This is a genomic window from Fictibacillus sp. BK138 (assembly GCF_004216955.1).
Lineage (GTDB): Bacteria > Bacillota > Bacilli > Bacillales > Fictibacillaceae > Fictibacillus.
Genome location: NZ_SGXL01000001.1, coordinates 477964 through 498571, shown reverse-complemented (window position 1 = coordinate 498571; position 20608 = coordinate 477964). Strand labels below are relative to the sequence as shown.

The window sequence follows — 20608 nt, the reverse complement described above, 5'->3', positions numbered from 1 at the left end:
CATTTCGTGTAGGTTGCCTCATAATAAGTCCCCAAACATCACACTTCAAGAATCACTTCTAAAATTCTCAAATCCTATAAAAATGAGGAAAGCCCCTTGAGAGCAAGGGGCTAATTTATTTTTAATTGTAATAAGCGCGCGATGTTCTCCGCAGTTTTTTCAACATTAACCGATCCGTTCTCCAGTGCTTCTTCTAACGTAACCACACCGTTAACAACACTAAAAACCGCATTGATGCCATGCTCAAACACCGCTTCATAATCTGGACCAAGACTACCTGCAATCGCAACGACCGGAACATCAGCTTCCGCAGCTTTCGCTCGTTTCGCTACACCAACCGGCGCTTTCCCATGAACCGTCTGCGAATCAATCCGTCCTTCGCCTGTAATTACAAGATCGGCATCACGAACCGCTTCCTCAAACCCTATAACATCAAGCACCAGGTCGATTCCACTTTGCAGTTTTCCATCTAAAAATGCAACTACTCCAGCACCTAATCCGCCTGCAGCCCCTGCTCCTGGAAGCTCATCCACTTGCAAGCCAAGATTCCGCTCAACGACTTCTGCGTATCTTTTCAAACTCGCATCTAAAACGCCAACCATCTCAGGTGTCGCACCTTTTTGCGGTCCAAAGACAGCAGATGCTCCAAGCGGTCCAGTCAACGGGTTTGTCACATCACAAGCAACATCTACTTTTACCGACTTCAATCGCGAATCGATGTCAGATGTATCGATCGTAAGCAGTTCGCCTAACGCTTTTCCGCCCGGACGAAGTTTCTCACCATTTACATCCAAAAACTTCACGCCCAGAGCTGAAGCCATTCCTGCTCCGCCGTCGTTCGTCGCCGATCCGCCAAGACCGAGCACAATACGTTCCACTTTTTTATCAAGTGCATCTAATATCAGTTCGCCCGTCCCGCGAGTCGTTGTCACTAAAGGGTTTCGCTGCTCTCTCGGGACAAGATGGATACCAGAAGCGGCAGCCATCTCGATCACTGCTGTCTTCCCATCACCTGTCAGCCCATAAAAGGCATCTACTTTTTCACCGAGCGGACCTGTTGCTGTAACTTCAACAATCCGGCCAGCCGTCGCATCCACGACCGACTGAACCGTTCCTTCTCCACCATCTCCAACGGGAACGTGCACATATTCAGCGTCCCCAATCACTTTCTGAAATCCAGCCTCGACAGCGGCACAGACTTCTGCCGCCGTCATGCTTTCTTTAAACGAATCGGGAGCGATGACAATCTTCATTGCGTCCACCTTCTTTTATTGTTTGATCCACATAAACTGATACGGCGCGAGCTCAACAGATCCTTCTACTGTTTCTCCGCTCCAAAGGTCTTGTCCGCCAAACGGAAGTTCAACTTCTACCGTGTCATATGCTGCGTTCACAACAAACAGCACCGTTTCACCTGTCTCTTCATTTCTACGCACTAACGCAAATACCTGCTCGCCAAGCTCTAAAATCAATTGAGCCGCAAACGGATTAAACGCGCTCTCGCCTTGGCGTGTACGAATCAGTTTCTTCAAACCTGTAAAAACCTTCTGCCTGCGTGTTGACGTTTCCAGCTGACCAACCAAATCTTCATAGTCGAATTTTTCACGGTTGATCCGGCGGTTGATGCCTGATGACTCCAAGCCTTCATAATCATTTTCCGATCCTAAAAGCGAATGATAATACACAGCCGGAACACCCATCACTGAAAAGAGCACGGAATGAGCCGCAAGCATCTTCTGCACTTGAACGTCCTCACTCACATCTTCGTCCTTATTGATGAGCGCGTCCATGTAATTGATATTCAGCTCATAAGGAGATTCTGTTCCATCAGGATTGCTCTTATAAGAAACCCGTCCGCCGTTCTTCTGCACTTTTTCAGCTAAAGCCGTACGCTCTTCTTCCGTTAAAATGCCTTCTGTCGGCCGCATGCCGATTCCGTCATGACTCGCTAAAAAGTTAAAATAAGTCGCTGAATCTGACACTTTTTCAATCGTTTTGGCCCAGCCAGTCAGCTTGCTCGCATCATGTGTTGTTAACGTGTGCAAGACAAGTGGCGGCAGTGAGAACTGATACACCATGTGCGCTTCGTTCTCGCCATTCCCAAAATAGCTAATGTTCTCTTTATGCGGAACGTTCGTCTCAGTAATCAGAAGTGTGTTTAACTCAAGCTCTTCTAAAATCTCACGCCATAACTGAATAATCGCATGCGTCTGCGGTAAGTGGATACATGTTGTGCCAGATTCTTTCCACATAAACCCGATCGCATCTAAGCGAATGCTTGTCCCGCCGCGGTTCGCGTACTCCAACAGAATATCCGTCATTTCCTTCAAAGCCGGGAAATGCTTAAAGTTCACATCCACCTGGTCTTCAGAGAACGTTGTCCAAGCGTTCTTCCCGCCTTCGTACTCATGGAAAAGGGGTGACGTACGTGGACGAACCACGTTGGATGCATCGAATCCTTCTTCGCGAGGAATGAAGTAGTTCGCATACTCAGGCTCACCCTTCAGATACCCTTGAAACCACTTGCTCGATTTGGACATATGATTAGCTACAAAATCGAACATGAGACGGTAATCGTTTGAAAAGCGTGCAATATCAGACCAGTTGCCAAGATTAGGATGGATCTCACGGTAATCGACTACCGAGAATCCGTCATCAGAAGTGTAGGGGAACATCGGAAGCAAATGAACATCCGTGATCTCATTTTTCGCAAATTCATTAATGAACTTGTTAAGCGTCTTTAACGTCGGCTGACCTTCTTCTTTAATGATGTCGCCGTACGTGATCAGATACACGTTTTTCTCAGAAAGTGGAGCTGTTTCGTTCCACTCTTTCTGTTTCCACGCTTCAACTAGATCTAAAATCTCGTTTTTGTATTCAGGTGAAAAGTCTTCACCGTAGATCGTTTTTAGCAGATTCTCAACTTTTTCTGGAAAACTCATTTACGCATTCTCCTTCATAACCAGTTTCAGTGTCACATATCCTTTTGGCCGAACTGTAACTTCATCCTTAACGTCGATCACACTTTTTTCGTTCAGTTTCGTTTGTGAAACAGACTGGATGTGTTCACTTGATAACACTACCGTCTGCTCTTCCTCACTCGGATTAAACAAGCGTAAAATAACGGAATTGTCATCATGTGCTTTTTTTAACGTGCTCAAGAAAACATCTCCTGTTGATTCAAACAAACTGAAGCTAGCTGGCAGAATCTCAACTGGATACGGAATCTCGAAACGATTGAGACGCTCTTCAAATGTGTTCAATGACTGCTTTTGATAGCTTAAGGAATGACCGCGATATTCGTCCACAAATTTAAACAACTGTTTAACGTCGTGACCTTTTCCGACATGAATCGCGTACTCAAAGGTCATCTTTTCCTGCATCTGAGCATCAGGCGTGTAAACGACTTTGTTGTTGATTCCAGACGCTCTTCCAGGTCTCCAAGCCAAGTTGTCACGGCCAAGCAGCCCAACACTTCTAAACAATGTCAGAGCCATTTCTCCTGTTTCTTTGATCAGCTCATATTCCTTGATTCCTTTTGTCAGGAACGCGGCAGTTCGTTCACCGTTCGTCGCACCAGCCAGGTTTTCCAGTGGATAGATCGGTACTGGAGCTTCTGCAAACTTCTGTTCACGCCAATTTTCCATATATGGATTTACTGTCGGTCGCTGAATCAAGCTAAAGCCTTGGTCACCAAAAGAATGTTCAGGTAATTCAATCGATGTTTGAAGCAGTACGCGAACGCGGTGATCCTTCACATCGTTTTCGATATCATGCTTAACTCGTATAAAATCTGCACCTTTACGAAGCTCAAATCGCGTTACGACCGCTAATCCCTTTTTAATATCACCAGATTTTCGGTCCTCTAAGTTGCCTGGAACGTTCAACACATGCACAACTTCCATGAACTCAGTCCCCGCACTCGCTTCTACGAACACAGATAACACTTTTTTCGAGTAGATCGGTGAATCTCCTTCTAACGGTGAGAAATCGTAAGAGTCACCTGCGTCTGCAACATTTTCGAATCTCATAAAATCAGAAATCGTTTGATTTGTAGCTTTTACCTCAAGATTTAGGACACCATTTTCCTCAAAAATACGGAAATGGTCGTTCTCTATTAAATGACTGTTTAAAAACTTATGAGATAGAAGGTCGTTTTCTCCGCCTTCAACCACTTCAAAGGTTTCATAGCCCATCGCAGGTAGCTTCACATCACGAAGTAGTACTTCGTTTCTGTAATAACCAGGCGCATCAACTTCTCTCTCGCCTTCTGCTGTAACAACGATCGTCTTCCCGCCCGAGATGTACTCCTGATTCAACACATCAAGCGCAACCGGATTTCCATTTAGATCACGAACGTTAAATGCATTTCCTTTTGTAAAAAGTACGACTTTCTGAGATCCAGTGAAAGCTTTCGGAAGCATGTGAAACACAACAAAAATAGAGTCTTTGCCAAGCTTACGGCTTACCGCTTCTGTCATCTGCTTTTTCAATAGATTCAGGCAGCCGTCAGCCATGCGGATCACTTTTGTTAGACGGTTCACGATCTCTTGATTCGTGTCATCAGAGTTACAGCCGCCGATGCTGTCATGCGCATGCACGTCAAACAGCATCTTCCACATTTCATCAATCCATTTTTGCGGATACTTGAATCCGATCGTACTCGCCAAACTCGCTAGTGGTTCTAGCTCATAGATTACTTTTTCTTCTGCAATATCGTTTAGCTTTTTAATATCATAACGCTGTGATCGAATCGTGTTGTGGATTCGGGATTTTTGAGTCGCGATCATTTCACCTTCGATCACGTTTTCGAAGTTGCCAGTCTCCCAAGTGTCTTTCATGAACGTTTCATAATCTGAAAGAACATACTCATGTTTCATATCGATTTCGTTCAGCTTTTTCACCGTTTCCGGGAAGTGCTCGCGGACTAGGACCTGGTCTCCGCCCGCTGGCAGCAGCAAGTTATCCGTATTCTCGTTTAGATCTGCTATTTTTTCTAAAATCGGCAGCAAACGTTCTTCCATATACTTGTCATCAGCCGATAAAAACTTCCCAGGGCCGTAACCGAAATAGATGTTGTTCGCCTTCACGCTCTCTCCGTCTGGAGATTTCCACGTAAAGTTCAAGTCACCATTCAGCTGATCGGTGTAAATTCCGCGTTGAAGGACGCTATAGTCAATATCAAACTCTTTGAACATTGATGGCAAATACGTGTTCTGTCCGAAAATATCAGGCAGATAACCAACGTTCATCGAATGCCCCATTTTTTCAGCGATTCGTGTTCCATACATCAAGTTGCGAATCAATGACTCGCGGTTCACGAGCAATGAATCGGCTTGTGTGTACCAGGGTCCGACGAAGATGCGCTTGTCAGCGATCAACTGCGATAAACGTCCCTTCTCTTCTGGTCTGATTTTCAAATACTCATCAATAATAGAGCTTTGCGCGTCAAACACATAGCCAGTATATTCCGGATCGTTCTCCATCACGTCCAGCAAACGGTCCATATTTTCAACGAGTAAAAGGTTTGAATCTTCTATTGTAAAGTACCACTCGCGATCCCAGTGAGAATGCGGTACGACGTAAACTTTCTTCTGTTTCATGCTGATTTCCCTCCCAAGTTGCTCCACTCTTATTACTCCATTTTAAAAGAAAGAGGGGTCACCTTTTTAAAAGATGCGCCCCTTTTCTTTTTTCTTTTTTTGCTTTTATCTAAATGATTGTTATGGTTAACATTTTTTTCATGTCGGTTTGTACTTTTTCGAAGCACAGTTATAGTTTTTTTGGTTTTTACGGTACGTGTTTTTTATCTGTTACACGTTCGCTCAAAAACCAGCCCGTTTCACGCAGAACACCGCTCATTTCACGCAGAAACCTTCCCGTTTCACGCAAAATGCATCTCTGTTCACGCAGTACACCCTTACTTTCATGAAAAACCAACCACTTTCTACAGCATTATACTTGTGCTTCTCTCTCTTTTTTCTTTAAAATCGCAAATCGTACAAAGATATTCGCGAATGCGATGAATCCTGCACCTACTACTAATCCAAGGAGGTACGCCCATAGGTTTTCAACGAGCGGCCAGCCCCAGATTGCTGGAAGAGGCAGCCATTGAACCGCTCCTAAAAGTACAGCTGTACTTGCTCCAAGGATTGCACCGATAATGTTGATCGGAATCGTGATCAGCGGGTTACGAAGCATGAACGGAATCGCACCTTCAGAGATTGCAAGGAATCCTAACAATAGTGACGTGTTACCTGCAATTCTCAAGTCAGCCGGGAATACACGGCGTCCCACTACATATTTGTCGATAATAACTGCAAGTCCAAGCCCAATCGGCGGAATAACGATTGCCAATACACGAGCCGTTAACGGATAAACTTCGTCAGCTGCAAGTCCGATTGCGATCGCACCGGCTGCTTTGTTGATCGGTCCGCCTAAGTCAAAGGCAGTTGCAGACGCGATAATAGATGCTAACACAACATCACCAGTACCTTGCGCCGCTTCAATCCAGTTACGCAGAACAACATTCAACCCGCCAAACACTGGGTCTACAATATAAAAGTTTAAGAAGAAAATCGATAATACAGAGACTGCTGGGATGATAAACATCGGTTTCATCGCAGCCAAGTTTTTGTTCAACTGAATCTTTTGGTTCAAGAAACGAGCGATATAGCCCGCTGCCAAACCAAGAATTAACGCACCTAAGAATCCAGACGGAATACCTTCTGGGTTATTCCAGAACGTATAATGAAGTCCGCCCGCAAAAGCTCCTCCGATAAATCCAGCTACTAATCCAACACGATCAGCCAGTGAATAGGCGACGAAAGCAGCGAATATCGGATACATAAACTTAAAGATCAATCCGCCAAACTTATCTAAATGATGCAAAATAACGAATAGTTCATTTGAGTGTGTTGCATATTTCGGATCAGCGAGTTCGTTTACAAGACCAAATGGCATCGCACCAAGTTTCGCGATCCCCATCATCAGACCGCCCGCAACGATTACCGGAATCATGTAAGAGATTCCCGTCATAACAGCTTGGACCATGTCTTTAAAGAATCCGCCGCCGTTTGAAGTTGTTGTTGATGACTCGTCTTCGTCACTTGCTTCAACTACGCCATCAGGATTATCGAGTGATTTTTGAATCAATTCCTTACCGCGTCTTAGCGGTTCAGCAACACGTGTTGCCACATATGCTTTTCCTGCGAAACGCTCTTTCTTTTTAGGAGCGATATCTGTTGCGAAGATTACTGCATCTGCATTTTTAATCACATCCGCAGTTAGCTCGTCTTCGATTCCATTCGCCCCTTGTTTTTCAACAAGTACTTTAACGCCAAGTTCACGGCCCGCTTTTTCTAAAGCTTCAGCCGACATGTACGTATGGGCGATACCTGTTGCACAGGCTGTAATCGCAACGACCGTCTTCGTAAACTCTTTTTCAACCGGAGCTTCTGATTTCTCTTCAACATCCAGTCTGTTTAGAAACTCTTCAGATGTTTCTGCCGCCATCAAGCCCTCTAAGTAGCCGTCGCGCATTAAGTTCGTGCTCAATGTAGACAATACTTTCAAGTGCGTTGTGCCAGCTTCACTTTCTGGAATCGCGATCAGGAACACGAGCTGAACTTTATTGCTCGGATCGATGCTCTCCCAATCTTCAAGTGGCGTCTTCAAACGCGCTACAGCGAAAACGGCTTTCTTAACTGTAGATGACTTACCATGCGGAATCGCAAGGCCCTTCTCCATTCCTGTCGGAGATTGCTCCTCGCGTTTTAAAACCGCTTCCAATAAAGCGTCTTCTGATTCTATATAACCTTGCTTTTCAATGTTAGAAATTAGCTGCCGAATGACTTGCTCTTTATTTTGAGCGTCAACATCGAACATCACTAAGTTCGGATGTGTCATGTTTCTAAGTTGCATGACGTTCACTCCAATCTTTCTTTAGTATGAAAGCACTTCCAACTTCCTATACTTAAGTTTTAACACAAAAGTAAGCGTTATCTTTGTACAGTCGCTGTATATTTGTACAGAATGAAAAATGGGCTATACTAAGGGAAAGACATGTGCGGAAAAGAGGAAGTTTGGAATGGGGAAAGTCTTAGATCAGTTCGGCAGCAGTCTGGCCGAACTCACACCGACGGAAAAACAAGTGCTCTATTATATTGATGGGAATTTGGACGAAGCGAAGAAACATTCATTAACTGAAATTGCAAAAGTGAACAACGTGAGCACTACTACGATCGTTCGGATGTCTCACAAACTCGGATTAGAAGGCTTTTCGGAGCTGAAATATATATTGAAGACGATTGAAAACCAGCAATCGTTACTGGATGACAACCCTGTTGACCGGTATAAAGAGGAGTTTGTCTCAGCATTCGAAACGATCCAGACGCGTGAACTTGAAAAATTGAGCGAGAGAATGGCAAACGCCAAACGCGTCATCGTAGTCGGAGTCGGCTTGTCCAAAATGATGGCCGAGTATTTTAGCAAGCTTTTGATGCAGACGAACAAGCAGACCCACTATACCTATGAATCACACATGATCGACCTGCTGCCGAACATGGTGGAGCCGAACGATCTAGTGTTCTTCATCTCATCAAGCGGCGAGACGAAAACCCTGGTGCAGGCAGCTGAAAAACTGACGTATAAAATTGTTGATACAGCAGCGATCACAAACTCGTCCGATTCCACACTAGGTAAAATGGTGAAGACAAATTTGAGCATGACAGTGGACCGCGTGAAGTTCGCCGGCTATGACATCACCGCAAGATCTACATTAATGTTGCTGATTGATTTGCTGTTTGAGAGTTATTTGAAGAAGAGCGTGAAATAAAGGAGGATTGTCTCTAATGAGTCAATCCTTCTTTTATTGTTTTTGTATATTAAAACCTATTCAGAGCATACTTATATGTAACAAAAACACATTTTCGTTTCACGGTATGTTATAATTTAAAGAAAGGAGGAAATTCAATGGCACCTCAAACCTACGAAAGTTCGGGTTTATCATTGTTTGAAAATCTCCACTTTAATCTTGCACAAGACCCAGTGATTCTTTTACTATCAATCACTCAAGCAGTACAGACTAAATTCCAGCGTTTTGTAGTTGGAATCACGCAATCCAATGACACTATTTTCAAAAAACATACCACCATTGATGAAAATATTATAAGTAAGATTGAAAAAGAATTAAAATCAAAAGGTAGCGGATTGAACCACTCGATTGCATCATTCGCAAAAGTTAAATACTACTTAGATAAATTTTTTTATGATCTTACACAAAATGGAACTATACTATATTCATATAAGAACTCCTATTTAGTCCCATCTTCTGTCCTTACAAAGCAGGCAAATATTTCACGCCCCACATTATCAAGACGCGTCCAGCAAGGCTTAGAATGCATAAAAGAAGCTGGACATAACAGTTACCCAAGGCACAACCAGTTTTACTTAAAAAGTTCATTATGGACTTCACGCATAAAGTCCCTTCAAGAAAGTTATCGCATTCGAAATGTAAACAAAAAGCAATTAATCAGTAATATTAAAGAAGAAATTAAGAAGTATGAAAAGCAGTATAATGCTTCGTTTGAAAAAGCATTTAAAGATGTTTTGGATGGCACCATCGATATATACGAACTAGATGAACCTGATGATTTTAAAGATTGGAAAGACCTAATCGAAGAACTTCAGGAGTTAGAATAGATGGGTAGTTTTCAGTCAGATCGACTTCAATTCATTCAGAAACTATTTGAGGAAAACCCGCGTCTATTCGAGCATAAAAAGTATTCAGAAATAGTCCGCTACGATACGAAAGGTTCTAAAAAAATCATTACTTCGCTCCCTCTTCAAGATCACAAAGACTATGGAGAAACTATTCTTTTTATTAGTGAAAAACTTAGTGATACTGGTCAGATTATTGAATACCATTATGCTTGGGAACTATCACAAAGACGTAAAAAAATGGGCAAACAGCCAAGGCATATCATGGCATTTGGAAATGAAAACCATGAACCCGGAACACATGCGTGGGTACCCTCAAATCCTTATCATCACCATCATGTACCAAATGAACCTAAAAAACGAAAAGAAACCACCGTAGAAGAACTACATCGAGTTATTGAGATTCTAACCGATTACATTCACGGTGGTTTAACTTATGAGAGCACTCAATCCTTTTAAACTCTGGAGCTGTATAACTTTTATCTTGTGCATTTTTCTGTTAAGCTTATGACTTTACAAAAAAACATAACTTTTTAACAGAAAATGGTCTATCATAGAGATAGAGTACTTTTTAAGGACGTGTACAATGAAAAAACATATTCCGAATTTATTAACTTTAGGGAACTTATTTTGTGGTTTTCTTTCAATAGGTTATGCCACACATGGTGACTTCCGAAACGCAGCCATGCTCATTTTTATCGCGATGATGCTGGATGCTGTTGATGGAAGGGCAGCACGAATCCTCGGCGTTTCCGGCACACTTGGCAAGGAACTGGATTCCCTCGCGGACGTCGTATCGTTCGGTGTGGCTCCAGCGTTCATAGCGGCTAACTCCTACTTTGCGCATTTAGGGATGTGGGGTTACGTTCTTGCTGGTCTATTCCCGCTATTTGGTGCTTACCGTTTGGCGCGCTTCAATATCACTGACGCAGAAGAATCCATGAAATACTTCAAAGGCATTCCGATCCCGCCTGCTGGTGGCATCGTTGTTTTCTTAGTCTTTTTTGTGAAAATGATTCCGCTATGGATTTTCGTCTTAATCTTTTACGGAGTAGCATTAATGATGGTTAGCACCATCAAAATCCCGAGTTTGAAAGACATCCCGCTTCCAAGATACGGAACGATCATCACGCTGTTTTTATTCTATATGTTTTACCTGCTCGCTAAGAACAAATTCGAAAGCGTGCCTATCTTCTTTTATGTCGCACTCATAACGTACATCTTATTTATTAGCATGAGGTTCATTAAAGTAAAAGAGATCAAAATTATCAGACGAAAACGAAAACCCCGTAACAAGAGACGACGGTTTTAATTTCTCTTAAATTAAGTAGAGCCAACAAGCTATGCAGCTTGCTGGCTTTTTTAGTGCTTAAATCCAAAGTTTAAATAATCCTTCCGTAACCCCCAGGTTGTACATATAGTAGAGTCCAAATATGGTACTTATTACGCCTGTAAGATGAATAAGTGGTTTATTAAAAGTCTCCTTATTGGCACTCATTATAAAAGGAATCCCTATTAGAGTAGTAAAGAAAAGCATACTTACTACTGTTCCTGCTCCAAAAACAAGAATATAAAGACCGCCTTCAAGAAGATTATCCACTGTACTCATCGTTAACAGAACAAGAGCTGCACTTCCTGCTAATCCATGTATGAAACCCATAAATAGTGATTTACCATATGAAAATTTTATATTTGGCTGTGATTGCCCATGAGTATCCGAGTGAATCTTATCTTTATTCGAATAAATTGAGGCTAGCCCGAAATACACAAGCATGATTCCAACTAGAAACTCCAAACTCATAGCATATTTTTCTGGAATATCACTTTTAAGAAAAATAAGCCCCATGCCAACAATAAGCAAGGTCACTGTATGCCCCAAACCCCAAAAAATACCAGCTAAAGCTGACTTCGATAACTTTTTACTCTGACTCGCAATTGTTGATACCCCAATGATATGGTCGGGTTCTAGTGCATGTTTAATACCAAGCATAAAACCTATACTCAGAATGGATACTACTTCAACTTCATTCATCTCCAGACCTCCAAAGCTGCTGAAACTAAGATAAAATTATGAATTTAATAACCCTATTTGCGTTTTAGATGCACGTTCAGCTTCTGAATAAACATCAACAAAAGAAATGTTATGCTGATAAGAAGCTTTTTTTACATCCTCATACTCTGGAAACACTTTTATGATATTTCCTTCTAACTTTCCTACTTTAACTGTTATTTTTCCGTATGCCGTTTCAACATCTTTGAATTCCCTTGATAATATACGCCTTGACCATTCGGACTTACGGACGCCAAAGGTACTTGTTTCTCGCAATAAAAGTTCTTCTAGAGAAAAAACCTGTTCAGGTTTTACTAGAACAGTAATAAGCGTTCCCGGCCTGCTTTTTTTCATAGTGACAGGGGTAAAATAAACATCTAATGCACCTTCGTTCAACATTTTTTCCATTAAATACCCTAATGCTTCACCAGTGAAGTCATCTAATTGGCACTCTAGTACAGATATTTGCTCCCTTTTTGCAGCTTCTTCAACATTGAAAAGGATAGCCCTCAAAACATTCGGATGATCAAAATCCTTTTTTCCTGCTCCATAACCAATATTTTCTATTGCCATAGGAGGAATATTGCCATATTCATGTGCTAATGCTTTTATAAATCCAGCACCTGTTGGGGTCGTTAGCTCTCCTTTAACGTGAAAATCGGCTAAAGGAACTCCTTTTAAAATCTCTGCAGTTGCTGGAGCTGGAATCGGATAAAGTCCATGAGCCATCATTAGTTTTCCATGTCCGGTTGGAACGGGTGAAGCGATTATCTTCTCCACCCCTAAACTTTCAAGAGCTAGACAAACACCAATAACGTCGATAATCGAGTCCATTGCACCTACTTCATGAAAATGGACATCTTTTGGATCCATGCCATGAATTTTCCCCTCGGCTTCAGCGATCACTTGAAAAACAGACAAACTTCTTTCTTTTACACGTGCAGGAAGATGACTGCTCTCGATCATTTCTAAAATCGTTGATGCTTTCCGATGTTCATAATGATGCCCGTTATGGTGATGGTGGTGGTGATCATGCTCATGATGATGTCCATGCTCATGATGGTGATGATGATGATGGTTGTCCACATCGTCATCATCATTGAAATGCAGGACCAGCTGCTTAGAAGAGATCCCTTTTTTATCAACTTCCTTTACTTGTAGTGAAAAAGAATCAATAGGAAGTGTTTCTAAATGCTCTGTAATATACTCAATGTTTGCTCCAAGATCGATTAATGCGGAAAGCGTCATATCTCCTGAGATTCCTGATTGGCAATCAAGATACAGGGTCTTCATGATGAACCCCCTCTGAAGCAAGCTTTAAAATCAGCGCTGCCTGATATGCTGCACCAAATCCATTATCAATATTAACTACACTCATTCCTGAAGCACATGAAGTCAACATGGTAAGGAGAGGTGTTAAACCTTGAAGATGAGCCCCATATCCTACAGATGTTGGGACTGCAATCACTGGACGCCGCACCATTCCCCCAACGACACTCGGCAATGCCCCTTCCATTCCTGCTACTACGATAAGCACGCTTGCTTTTGTAATTTCTTCTCGATAGGCTAATAGCCGGTCTATTCCTGCTACTCCTACATCATATAATCGTTTAACTTTACATCCCATCCACTCGGCCGTAATAGCAGCCTCTTCTGCGACGAATAAATCGGATGTTCCCGCACATAACACCATCACTTCTCCACCATACTGCCGTTCAGGAACTCCATATTGCAGAATCCGTGATGTACAATCATATTGTGCCAAAGGAAAAGCTTCGATCAAAGAACTTCCTTTTTCTTCATCAACTCTTGTTACAAGCACTTTTCCATGCTTTTCAATGAGTTTAGTCATGATTTGCTGAATTTGCAGAGCTGTCTTACCTTCTCCATATATGACTTCTGGATACCCTGTTCGTTTTTCTCTGTCAAAATCAACCTTACTGAATCCTAGGTCTTCAAATTTCTCCATACCATCACCTGCTGACTTGTTTTTATTTGACTTTTTACTGCTAGTAAAAGACATGGAACTCCTTTTACGAAAACAGCTTTAAACGCTATGCTAATTCGATTCCTTGAAGTACTTTGTTCATGCTTCCACTTTTATACCCTGTGAGGTCCATCGTTACATACGTATAGCCAAAACTTTTTAGTTTTTCAGTTATCTCCTGATGATGTTCCATTAATTTAGGCATCTCAGATGGTTCTACTTCTATTCTTGCCATTTCTCCATGTGTACGGACTCTTACCTGGCGAATTCCTATTGCTCTGACTGCTTGTTCAGATAAGTCCACTTTCCTAAGCTTTTCCATCGTAATTTCTTCACCATAAGCAATTCTTGAAGAAAGACAGGCAAAAGACGGCTTGTCCCATGTTGGTATACCCATCGCTTGAGATAATTCTCTAATCTCACTTTTATAAAGGTCTGCTTCCTGCAGAGGGCCTCTAACTTTGAATTCTCTTGCCGCTTTTGTCCCTGGGCGATGTTCACCAAGGTCGTCCGCAATAAGACCAAATGCAATGTTTTTATACTGATGTGCGTGCATGATTGGGACAAGGTGTTCAAACAAGCTTTTCTTGCAAAAGTAGCATCGGTTTGGCGTATTTTCAGAGTATCCTGGAATATTTAATTCTGAAGTTTCAATTACTTCATGCCTTGCACCGAGTTTAACAGCCAGTTTCTTTGCTTCCTCTAATTCCTCAAAAGGGTAAGTTTCACTATCAGCTGTAACCGCAAGAACGTTATCACGACCAAGAGTGTCAACGGCAACTTTTAATAAAAACGTACTGTCTACCCCGCCTGAGAATGCAATAACAACCGTCTTCATTTCAGTTAAGATATCCTGAAGTTTCTTTAATTTAGCATTCAGCAATGTACCCCATCCTTTTGCTCGTTTTTTGGAGCAAGCTCAACAGCTTGTCTGATCGCTTCTACTAAGCTTTCTTCACTTGCAATTCCTTTTCCAGCAATATCAAAAGCTGTCCCGTGATCAACACTAGTTCTGATAATAGGAAGGCCTACTGTAATATTGACGCCTGATTCCAGTCCGAGCACTTTGATAGGTCCGTGACCTTGATCATGGTACATGGCAATCACAATATCAAAATCTCCTCGAGTCGCCCTGAAGAACAGCGTATCCGCAGGCAGCGGTCCAACAACATCGATGTTGTTATCCTGTGCCTTCATTACAGCCGGAACGATTTTTTCTTCTTCCTCCCCGTTACCAAACAACCCGTTCTCGCCAGCATGCGGGTTGATGCCGCATACAGCAATTTTAGGCGCTATATTGCCTGCTTTTTTCAATGTTTCATCTGCCAGCTTAATAACTTGATAGACACGGTCTGGATTAATAAGTTCCACTGCCTTAATTAAACCAACATGAGTTGTAACATGGATCACCTTTAGATTTGGCGCAGACAGCATCATGGCATAATCAGATGTTTCTGTCAGTTCAGCCAGAATTTCTGTGTGCCCCGGATAAATATGTCCGGATAGATGAAGTGCTTCTTTATTTAAAGGAGCTGTGCAAATCGCATCGATTGTCTTTTCCTTAGCAAGAGCAATGGCTTTTTCTAAATAACGAAAAGCTGCATTTCCTGCTTCTTTTGACACTTTGCCTACTGGAAGTTGTTCATCTAACAATCCTAAGTCGTAGCAATTAATCGTCTCCTGCTCAAATACTGCTTCGTTAATTTCTGATATCGGATTTATATGAAGGGTTGAATTTACAAAGTTTAATGCACGCTTTAAAATCGTGCTGTCTCCAATCACCACAGGTTGGCACATTTTATGGATCATTTCTTTTTCCAGAGCCTTTATAATAATTTCCGGACCAACACCAGCCGCGTCACCCATCGTAATCGCTATAACAGGTTTCATAGTTTACAAGTCTCCTTTTAATCGTTTTACAGCATGATACAAAGAAGTATCCGAACCAAAAGCACCGGCTTTCGTCACGGTAAGGTATCCCGGACCCCCTATCATCTTTGATAGAGGCAACCCGCTTTCTATTTCATCGATAAGTTCGATTCCTGTTACTCCAAGCTCTTTGCATATTGCTTTTGCGGTGTCTCCACCCGTAAGGACAATTCCATTCAGTTTAATATCTCTGCTAGCATCTAATACGATTTTGCTTAAACAATTCTCAATCAAAGATGGCAATTCAGAAGATTTTACTGCTGAGTTTTCTTGATTCACATATAAAACAACATCATGACCCTTTTTTAAATAATCGGTTACTTCTGCCTCACATCTATCTATCTCAGAATCTCTCGTATGTTCCTCAGGCAGCACCTCTACAGACAGCTTAACTCGCCTCATATCCGCTAAACGCAATAGTGTATCTACCTGGTTTTTTGCTACACCAGAGCGGCTTCCTGCGACCACTAAGACTGGATGGTCGCCTTTTTCAAGTTGTTGATTTGTTTCGTACTTGTTGCCCTCATAACTAGAAGTAAGCCATTCTGCCAGTCCTGCAGAACCTACCCATAGTATTTTATAAGGAAGCAAACGAAAGACAGCAGCAATTTCTTTAAGATCGTTTTCACTTTCTGCATCACATACAAACAATGAAACTCTTTTCTCTAAATGGTCTTTTACGAGTTCTTGAACCCTTTTAATATTTTCCTTAATAAAAGACTTAGGAAATAAAGATGCTGCTCGCTGAGATTGGAAAGATAGTAATTTAACTATACTAGATTCTGTTACCGGCGTTTTCGGATCATTTGCAATTTCCGTTTTTTCAACCGGTGTACCTTTTAAATATTGAACACCGTTTTTTGTCGTTCTCCCGAGCGAAGGCAACGCAGGTGCAATTATTGCAAAATCGAAAGAATGACTGTTCATTAAAGCATCTATCTCCGTTCCGAGATTACCACGGAGAGTAGAATCAATCTTTTTATACACCAATTCAAGGTCTTCTTTGTTTAAATCTGATACCGTTTTTTTGACTGCGCTGTATGCGTCTACTTTTGGCAAGGCCCGGCTGTTTGTATCCATTACGACAACATCAGCCTGAATCTTGTCTGCTGATTCTTTCTCAAAACAGACAACCGTCTTAAACCCTTTCTGTGTGAACTGTACACCCGCATCGCAAGCACCTGTCAGGTCATCTGCAATCATAATTATCTTTTTCATTATGAAAATTCCCCTGTCTTATTCTTCAACATATGGAATGGTTAACGGACCTAACGGCATAACTGCAACAGACATGTTTTCTCCAAATTGACTCTTCAGCTCTTCTAACGTTTGTTCTATATTTTGGGTGCTCTTCAGCATAGCTCCATTAACCTGTTCTTCTGTCAGTTTCGAATATACATACACATCTGCCCAGACCTGAATAACTGCTTGCTTTTGGACCTGCCACTGGTCAAACATTTTAAATTCTGGATTGTTAATCATATCCAGGAGCTCTTGAGGGCTGCTCGCCATCTCGAAGATTTTTGAATAGTTCCCGTGGCTTGGAAGTCCGTCCGAACATTCAGAAGCTATAATAATAGCCCCACCCTTTTTTACGATTTTGTGTGCTGCACTCATTCCCTTTACAGCTTGGTATAGGTTCTGGTCGAGTGGATAACCTGAGTTCGAAGTTATAACAACATCAAATCTTTCATCACAGCGAATCATGGCATGTTCTTTTGCAAAAGCACATCCTCTATCATGTGCTTCGTACAACTCACCTGCAAAAACAGAAGTTATTTCTTTTTCTCTGTTTAATGTTACGTTCAACATGAAGTCTGCCTTGCATAAACGATTAATTTCTCTCGTCATGTCCTGAACAGGATTATCTTCCATGTTCCCCCATGTTGCTCTTGGATCACCGATCATTCTGGCATTATGAAAGGTCATGATTGTTTCAATTCCAGCGATTCCAGGCATAGTTCCTTTTGGTCCTCCTGAAAAACCTGCAAAAAAGTGTGGTTCAATGAATCCCGTTACAATACGAAAATCCGCTTCTACATAATCCTTGTTCAGGTAAACATCACAACCGTATTTACTCTCTCCAAGGTTAACTAATGTTTCCTTGTCATGGCAGTGGTTGTTAATAATCCGAATATTATTCACCACCCACTCGCCCAGCATCTGAACGAACTCTTCACGTGTCTGATCTCGATGAGTACCTGTACCATTGATGATTACAAAATTTTCGTGTGGAACATGCTTTAACTCTTCAATCAGCCATGGAACTAACTTATGGTTCGGTGTTGGCCTTGTGATGTCACTGATTACGATGGCAACTGTATCCGTTGACTTAACCATTTCCTTTAATGGTGCTGTGCCTATTGGATTTTCCAGCGCATTCATTACAGCATCCTTATCATTTTCTAAGCCTGGCAGATTTTTGGGCTCCACCAAAAATGCATTATTCGGTAAATTGAGTTCTAATCCGTTATTTCCATATAATAAAGTAGTATTCATTGGATGCATTCCCTTTCTATTTTAGGTTGTTTTATATCAATCACTTTTAAAGAAGGAAAGGCCATACAGAGTGTCACTTCATCTGTAATAGCCTTGATTTGTTTACCCTATATTGACTTCTTTGTTTCCTTCATATTGAGTTTGTCGATCAATGTCTTCAATCTTCCCGTCAATGCCTTTTTTCTTTTGCCACTTGTCGACTAAAATGACAGCGACCGGGCATAGAAGGGCCGTTGTTAAGGTTGCAATGGAAATTTGGGCTGTTGCGATATTAACGATGTTTGCATAACCATCAGCTTCTGCCTGGGTCATCATTCCTGAGCTTGCAGCAATTGCCGCTGCAGCAGCGATAGCAGCTGGTGTAGCAGCCGCATTACCTGCTGTCGATGCTTCAGAAACAGGCGCAATATAACTCTTTTCTTTAAATAGTTTAAAAACAAGTATTCCTGTTGCAGCTGTAAGGACAGTAGTACCAACTCCGATTGCAAGACCTGCTGCAACTACTGAAGGGTTAAAGAAGTTAGCAAGGTTCATTCCTGCCCCTAAAGCAAATGCAAAGAATGGAACCGGCAAAAGTTCACCTGGTTTTAAGAACTCTCTGATTTCAGGATCTAAGTTGCCAAGAAGCATACCTAGAGCAATCGGCAATAGAACAGCGATAAAAGCAATCATCGGGAAGCTTGAACCAAGTAACCCTAATGACATTAGTGTGAAAAATGGACCATCGTTTAATGAAAGTACAGAAACAGCCCCAACATCTGAACGGTTGCCATATTGTCCTGTTAAAGCAACATACATTCCACCATTACCATTAGTCATCGCTGCAATAATTGCTAGTGTTGATAATCCAAGGAACCCGTCCATCGGATCAAAGAAATAACCAAATAATAGACCAACAGCTAGACCGGTTAAATACTTAGAAGTTGTCAGCAATACTCCCTTTTTTAACGCACGTCCTCCCACTTTCAGATTCATTTGGCTACCTGCACTGAAAAGGAACAAGGCAATTAAAACAAGTGCACCATTTTTAAATAACGCTTCTGAAAAACCGCCGATTCTTAAGAATTCATAGTTACCTTCAGGAGTCTCTGCAGCCCCCAGCGATTTTAGGATGTCCATAACAAAAGGAATATGCAGCTGGTCTATCGTATTTAAAAGTGCACCGAACAAAAGTGGTACTACCATTAACCCTCCTGGTACTTTTTCAATCGTCTGTTTAATTTTCATACTGTAAAACCTCCTTCTTTAAATTGATTTGTTTATGAAAAAAAGTGCGAACAATTTGTTCTGAGCTTTCTTCAACAAGCTCAGAGGCACGTTCAAAAGCTTGATTTAGCGTCATCGGTTTATTTAAAATACTGTTAACGCTTACAATTCCAAAACGATACAATTCCTTAATTCCTTTTCCGATTGAACCTGCTATTACTACCGTTGATACGTTATTAGACTTTGCTGCTTGTGCTACTCCCATCGGTACTTTGCCCGAGGCCGTCTGGAAATCAACTTGTCCTTCCCCTGTAATCACAAGGTCAGCTCCAAGAAGAGCTTCATTAAGCTTTGAATACTCAATGACAATATCTATCCCACGTCTCGTTTCAGATGGAAAAAAAGCTTGAAATGCTCCTCCAATACCGCCTGCAGCCCCTGCCCCTGGTAGGTTATGAAGATGGACTCCTGTATGTTTTTCAACAATATTTGCCCAATTCGTCATGCATGAATCCAAGAGAAGTACGTCCTCTGAAGAAGCTCCTTTTTGAGGACCGAATACATGAGATGCTCCAAGCTGCCCAATTAACGGATTTTGTACATCAGAAGCGATTATAAATTCGCTAGCTTTTATTCTGGAGTCAAAGTCACTCATATCTAGAGATTGAACTTTGTCCAATTCCTCTCCGCCAAAGCCAATCTGCTTATTCTCAGCATCCAAGATTTTCATTCCTAAAGCCTGCAACATTCCAGCACCACCATCATTTGTTGCAGAACCGCCTATCGCCAATATAAAAGAGTAATATCCATCATTTAATGCTTGCTTTAATAATTCCCCTGTACCGTAAGTCGTCGTTTTTAGTGGGTTTAGTTTTTCTTTCGGGATAAGAGATAAACCGGAGGCACTCGCCATCTCGATCACACATGTTTTGTCATCCCCTAGCACCCCATATTCCGCTTCTACCTTTTGACCAAGAGGATCAGTAACCCAAACTGTTTTTTTACGTCCACCTGTTACAGCTACAAGGGTGTCCATCGTCCCCTCGCCACCATCACCCATTGGTTTTAAAACAATTTCTGCGTGAGGAAAGACTTTCTTTACTCCCCTTTCAATAGATTTTGATGCTTCTACAGCACTTAAAGAACCCTTAAATGAATCAGGTGCTATAACGATTTTCATAATTACCCCCTCTGTAAACGCTTTCATGTATGTTTTT

General features: G+C 41.8%; 17 protein-coding genes. 4 read left to right on the top strand and 13 right to left on the bottom strand.

Annotated elements, in window-relative coordinates; translation table 11 throughout:
* Nucleotides 1-110 precede the first annotated feature (110 nt).
* From EV282_RS02500 to EV282_RS02485, 4 genes are all read right to left on the bottom strand, one after another.
* Nucleotides 111-1253, bottom strand: a complete 1143-nt coding sequence (locus EV282_RS02500; RefSeq protein ID WP_130293500.1) for a glycerate kinase — start codon at nt 1251-1253, stop codon at nt 111-113.
* Between the two features lie 15 nt (nt 1254-1268).
* Nucleotides 1269-2942: an alpha-amylase family glycosyl hydrolase gene (locus tag EV282_RS02495; protein WP_130293498.1), complete on the bottom strand. Its 1674-nt coding sequence runs from the start codon at nt 2940-2942 to the stop codon at nt 1269-1271.
* Nucleotides 2943-5603, bottom strand: a complete 2661-nt coding sequence (locus EV282_RS02490; protein ID WP_130293496.1) for a glycosyl hydrolase-related protein — start codon at nt 5601-5603, stop codon at nt 2943-2945. It lies immediately after the preceding gene.
* A gap of 352 nt (nt 5604-5955) precedes the next feature.
* Nucleotides 5956-7923: a fructose-specific PTS transporter subunit EIIC gene (locus tag EV282_RS02485; protein WP_130293494.1), complete on the bottom strand. Its 1968-nt coding sequence runs from the start codon at nt 7921-7923 to the stop codon at nt 5956-5958.
* Nucleotides 7924-8089: 166 nt separating this feature from the next.
* Here EV282_RS02485 and EV282_RS02480 point away from each other — a divergent pair, with 166 nt between their 5' ends.
* From EV282_RS02480 to pssA, 4 genes are all read left to right on the top strand, one after another.
* Entirely contained in the window at nt 8090-8836 is a 747-nt protein-coding gene (locus tag EV282_RS02480; protein WP_130293492.1) for a MurR/RpiR family transcriptional regulator, read from the top strand.
* Nucleotides 8837-8973: 137 nt separating this feature from the next.
* Nucleotides 8974-9702, top strand: a complete 729-nt coding sequence (locus tag EV282_RS02475; protein ID WP_130293490.1) for a hypothetical protein — start codon at nt 8974-8976, stop codon at nt 9700-9702.
* Nucleotides 9703-10179 (top strand): toxin-antitoxin system TumE family protein, encoded by a 477-nt coding sequence (locus EV282_RS02470; protein ID WP_130293488.1) that lies wholly within the window; start codon nt 9703-9705, stop codon nt 10177-10179.
* A 127-nt stretch (nt 10180-10306) separates the two neighbouring features.
* Nucleotides 10307-11032: a CDP-diacylglycerol--serine O-phosphatidyltransferase gene (gene pssA / locus EV282_RS02465; RefSeq protein ID WP_130293486.1), complete on the top strand. Its 726-nt coding sequence runs from the start codon at nt 10307-10309 to the stop codon at nt 11030-11032.
* A 57-nt stretch (nt 11033-11089) separates the two neighbouring features.
* Here the strand turns inward: pssA and EV282_RS02460 are convergent, their stop codons facing one another.
* The 9 genes from EV282_RS02460 to EV282_RS02420 all read right to left on the bottom strand — a co-directional run bounded on the left by EV282_RS02460 (nt 11090) and on the right by EV282_RS02420 (nt 20571).
* Nucleotides 11090-11752, bottom strand: a complete 663-nt coding sequence (locus EV282_RS02460) for a sulfite exporter TauE/SafE family protein (protein ID WP_130293485.1) — start codon at nt 11750-11752, stop codon at nt 11090-11092.
* A 36-nt stretch (nt 11753-11788) separates the two neighbouring features.
* Nucleotides 11789-13063: a nickel pincer cofactor biosynthesis protein LarC gene (larC, locus tag EV282_RS02455; RefSeq protein ID WP_130293483.1), complete on the bottom strand. Its 1275-nt coding sequence runs from the start codon at nt 13061-13063 to the stop codon at nt 11789-11791.
* The gene (gene larB, locus EV282_RS02450; protein ID WP_207224277.1) at nt 13044-13739 is read right to left on the bottom strand and encodes a nickel pincer cofactor biosynthesis protein LarB; all 696 of its coding nucleotides are present in this window, start codon (nt 13737-13739) and stop codon (nt 13044-13046) included. Before larB ends, larC begins: the two co-directional genes overlap by 20 nt.
* An 85-nt stretch (nt 13740-13824) precedes the next feature.
* A complete protein-coding gene (larE, locus tag EV282_RS02445; RefSeq protein ID WP_130293480.1) occupies nt 13825-14640 on the bottom strand; it encodes an ATP-dependent sacrificial sulfur transferase LarE in 816 nt (271 codons plus the stop codon).
* Complete coding sequence (pdxA, locus tag EV282_RS02440) at nt 14634-15647, bottom strand: 4-hydroxythreonine-4-phosphate dehydrogenase PdxA (protein ID WP_130293478.1); 1014 nt, start codon at nt 15645-15647, stop codon at nt 14634-14636. The genes larE and pdxA overlap by 7 nt, the downstream gene beginning before the upstream one ends.
* A gap of 3 nt (nt 15648-15650) precedes the next feature.
* Entirely contained in the window at nt 15651-16904 is a 1254-nt protein-coding gene (locus EV282_RS02435; RefSeq protein ID WP_130293476.1) for a four-carbon acid sugar kinase family protein, read from the bottom strand.
* Nucleotides 16905-16922: 18 nt separating this feature from the next.
* Nucleotides 16923-18185, bottom strand: a complete 1263-nt coding sequence (gene larA / locus EV282_RS02430) for a nickel-dependent lactate racemase (protein WP_130293475.1) — start codon at nt 18183-18185, stop codon at nt 16923-16925.
* A 102-nt stretch (nt 18186-18287) separates the two neighbouring features.
* Entirely contained in the window at nt 18288-19412 is a 1125-nt protein-coding gene (locus EV282_RS02425) for a 2-keto-3-deoxygluconate permease (protein ID WP_130293473.1), read from the bottom strand.
* On the bottom strand, nt 19402-20571 hold the full coding sequence (locus EV282_RS02420; RefSeq protein WP_130293471.1) for a glycerate kinase: 1170 nt from the start codon (nt 20569-20571) through the stop codon (nt 19402-19404). The genes EV282_RS02425 and EV282_RS02420 overlap by 11 nt, the downstream gene beginning before the upstream one ends.
* Nucleotides 20572-20608 lie beyond the last annotated feature (37 nt).

Bases quoted from the DNA above. Each gene is read 5' to 3' on its own strand.
- larA (WP_130293475.1), bottom strand. From the start codon at position 18,185: ATGAATACTACTTTATTATATGGAAATAACGGATTAGAACTCAATTTA.
- EV282_RS02420 (WP_130293471.1), bottom strand. From the start codon at position 20,571: ATGAAAATCGTTATAGCACCTGATTCATTTAAGGGTTCTTTAAGTGCT.
- pdxA (WP_130293478.1), bottom strand. From the start codon at position 15,647: ATGAAACCTGTTATAGCGATTACGATGGGTGACGCGGCTGGTGTTGGT.
- EV282_RS02470 (WP_130293488.1), top strand. From the start codon at position 9,703: ATGGGTAGTTTTCAGTCAGATCGACTTCAATTCATTCAGAAACTATTT.
- larC (WP_130293483.1), bottom strand. From the start codon at position 13,063: ATGAAGACCCTGTATCTTGATTGCCAATCAGGAATCTCAGGAGATATG.
- EV282_RS02500 (WP_130293500.1), bottom strand. From the start codon at position 1,253: ATGAAGATTGTCATCGCTCCCGATTCGTTTAAAGAAAGCATGACGGCG.
- EV282_RS02460 (WP_130293485.1), bottom strand. From the start codon at position 11,752: ATGAATGAAGTTGAAGTAGTATCCATTCTGAGTATAGGTTTTATGCTT.
- EV282_RS02435 (WP_130293476.1), bottom strand. From the start codon at position 16,904: ATGAAAAAGATAATTATGATTGCAGATGACCTGACAGGTGCTTGCGAT.
- EV282_RS02475 (WP_130293490.1), top strand. From the start codon at position 8,974: ATGGCACCTCAAACCTACGAAAGTTCGGGTTTATCATTGTTTGAAAAT.
- EV282_RS02490 (WP_130293496.1), bottom strand. From the start codon at position 5,603: ATGAAACAGAAGAAAGTTTACGTCGTACCGCATTCTCACTGGGATCGC.
- larB (WP_207224277.1), bottom strand. From the start codon at position 13,739: ATGGAGAAATTTGAAGACCTAGGATTCAGTAAGGTTGATTTTGACAGA.
- pssA (WP_130293486.1), top strand. From the start codon at position 10,307: ATGAAAAAACATATTCCGAATTTATTAACTTTAGGGAACTTATTTTGT.
- EV282_RS02425 (WP_130293473.1), bottom strand. From the start codon at position 19,412: ATGAAAATTAAACAGACGATTGAAAAAGTACCAGGAGGGTTAATGGTA.
- EV282_RS02480 (WP_130293492.1), top strand. From the start codon at position 8,090: ATGGGGAAAGTCTTAGATCAGTTCGGCAGCAGTCTGGCCGAACTCACA.
- EV282_RS02495 (WP_130293498.1), bottom strand. From the start codon at position 2,942: ATGAGTTTTCCAGAAAAAGTTGAGAATCTGCTAAAAACGATCTACGGT.
- EV282_RS02485 (WP_130293494.1), bottom strand. From the start codon at position 7,923: ATGCAACTTAGAAACATGACACATCCGAACTTAGTGATGTTCGATGTT.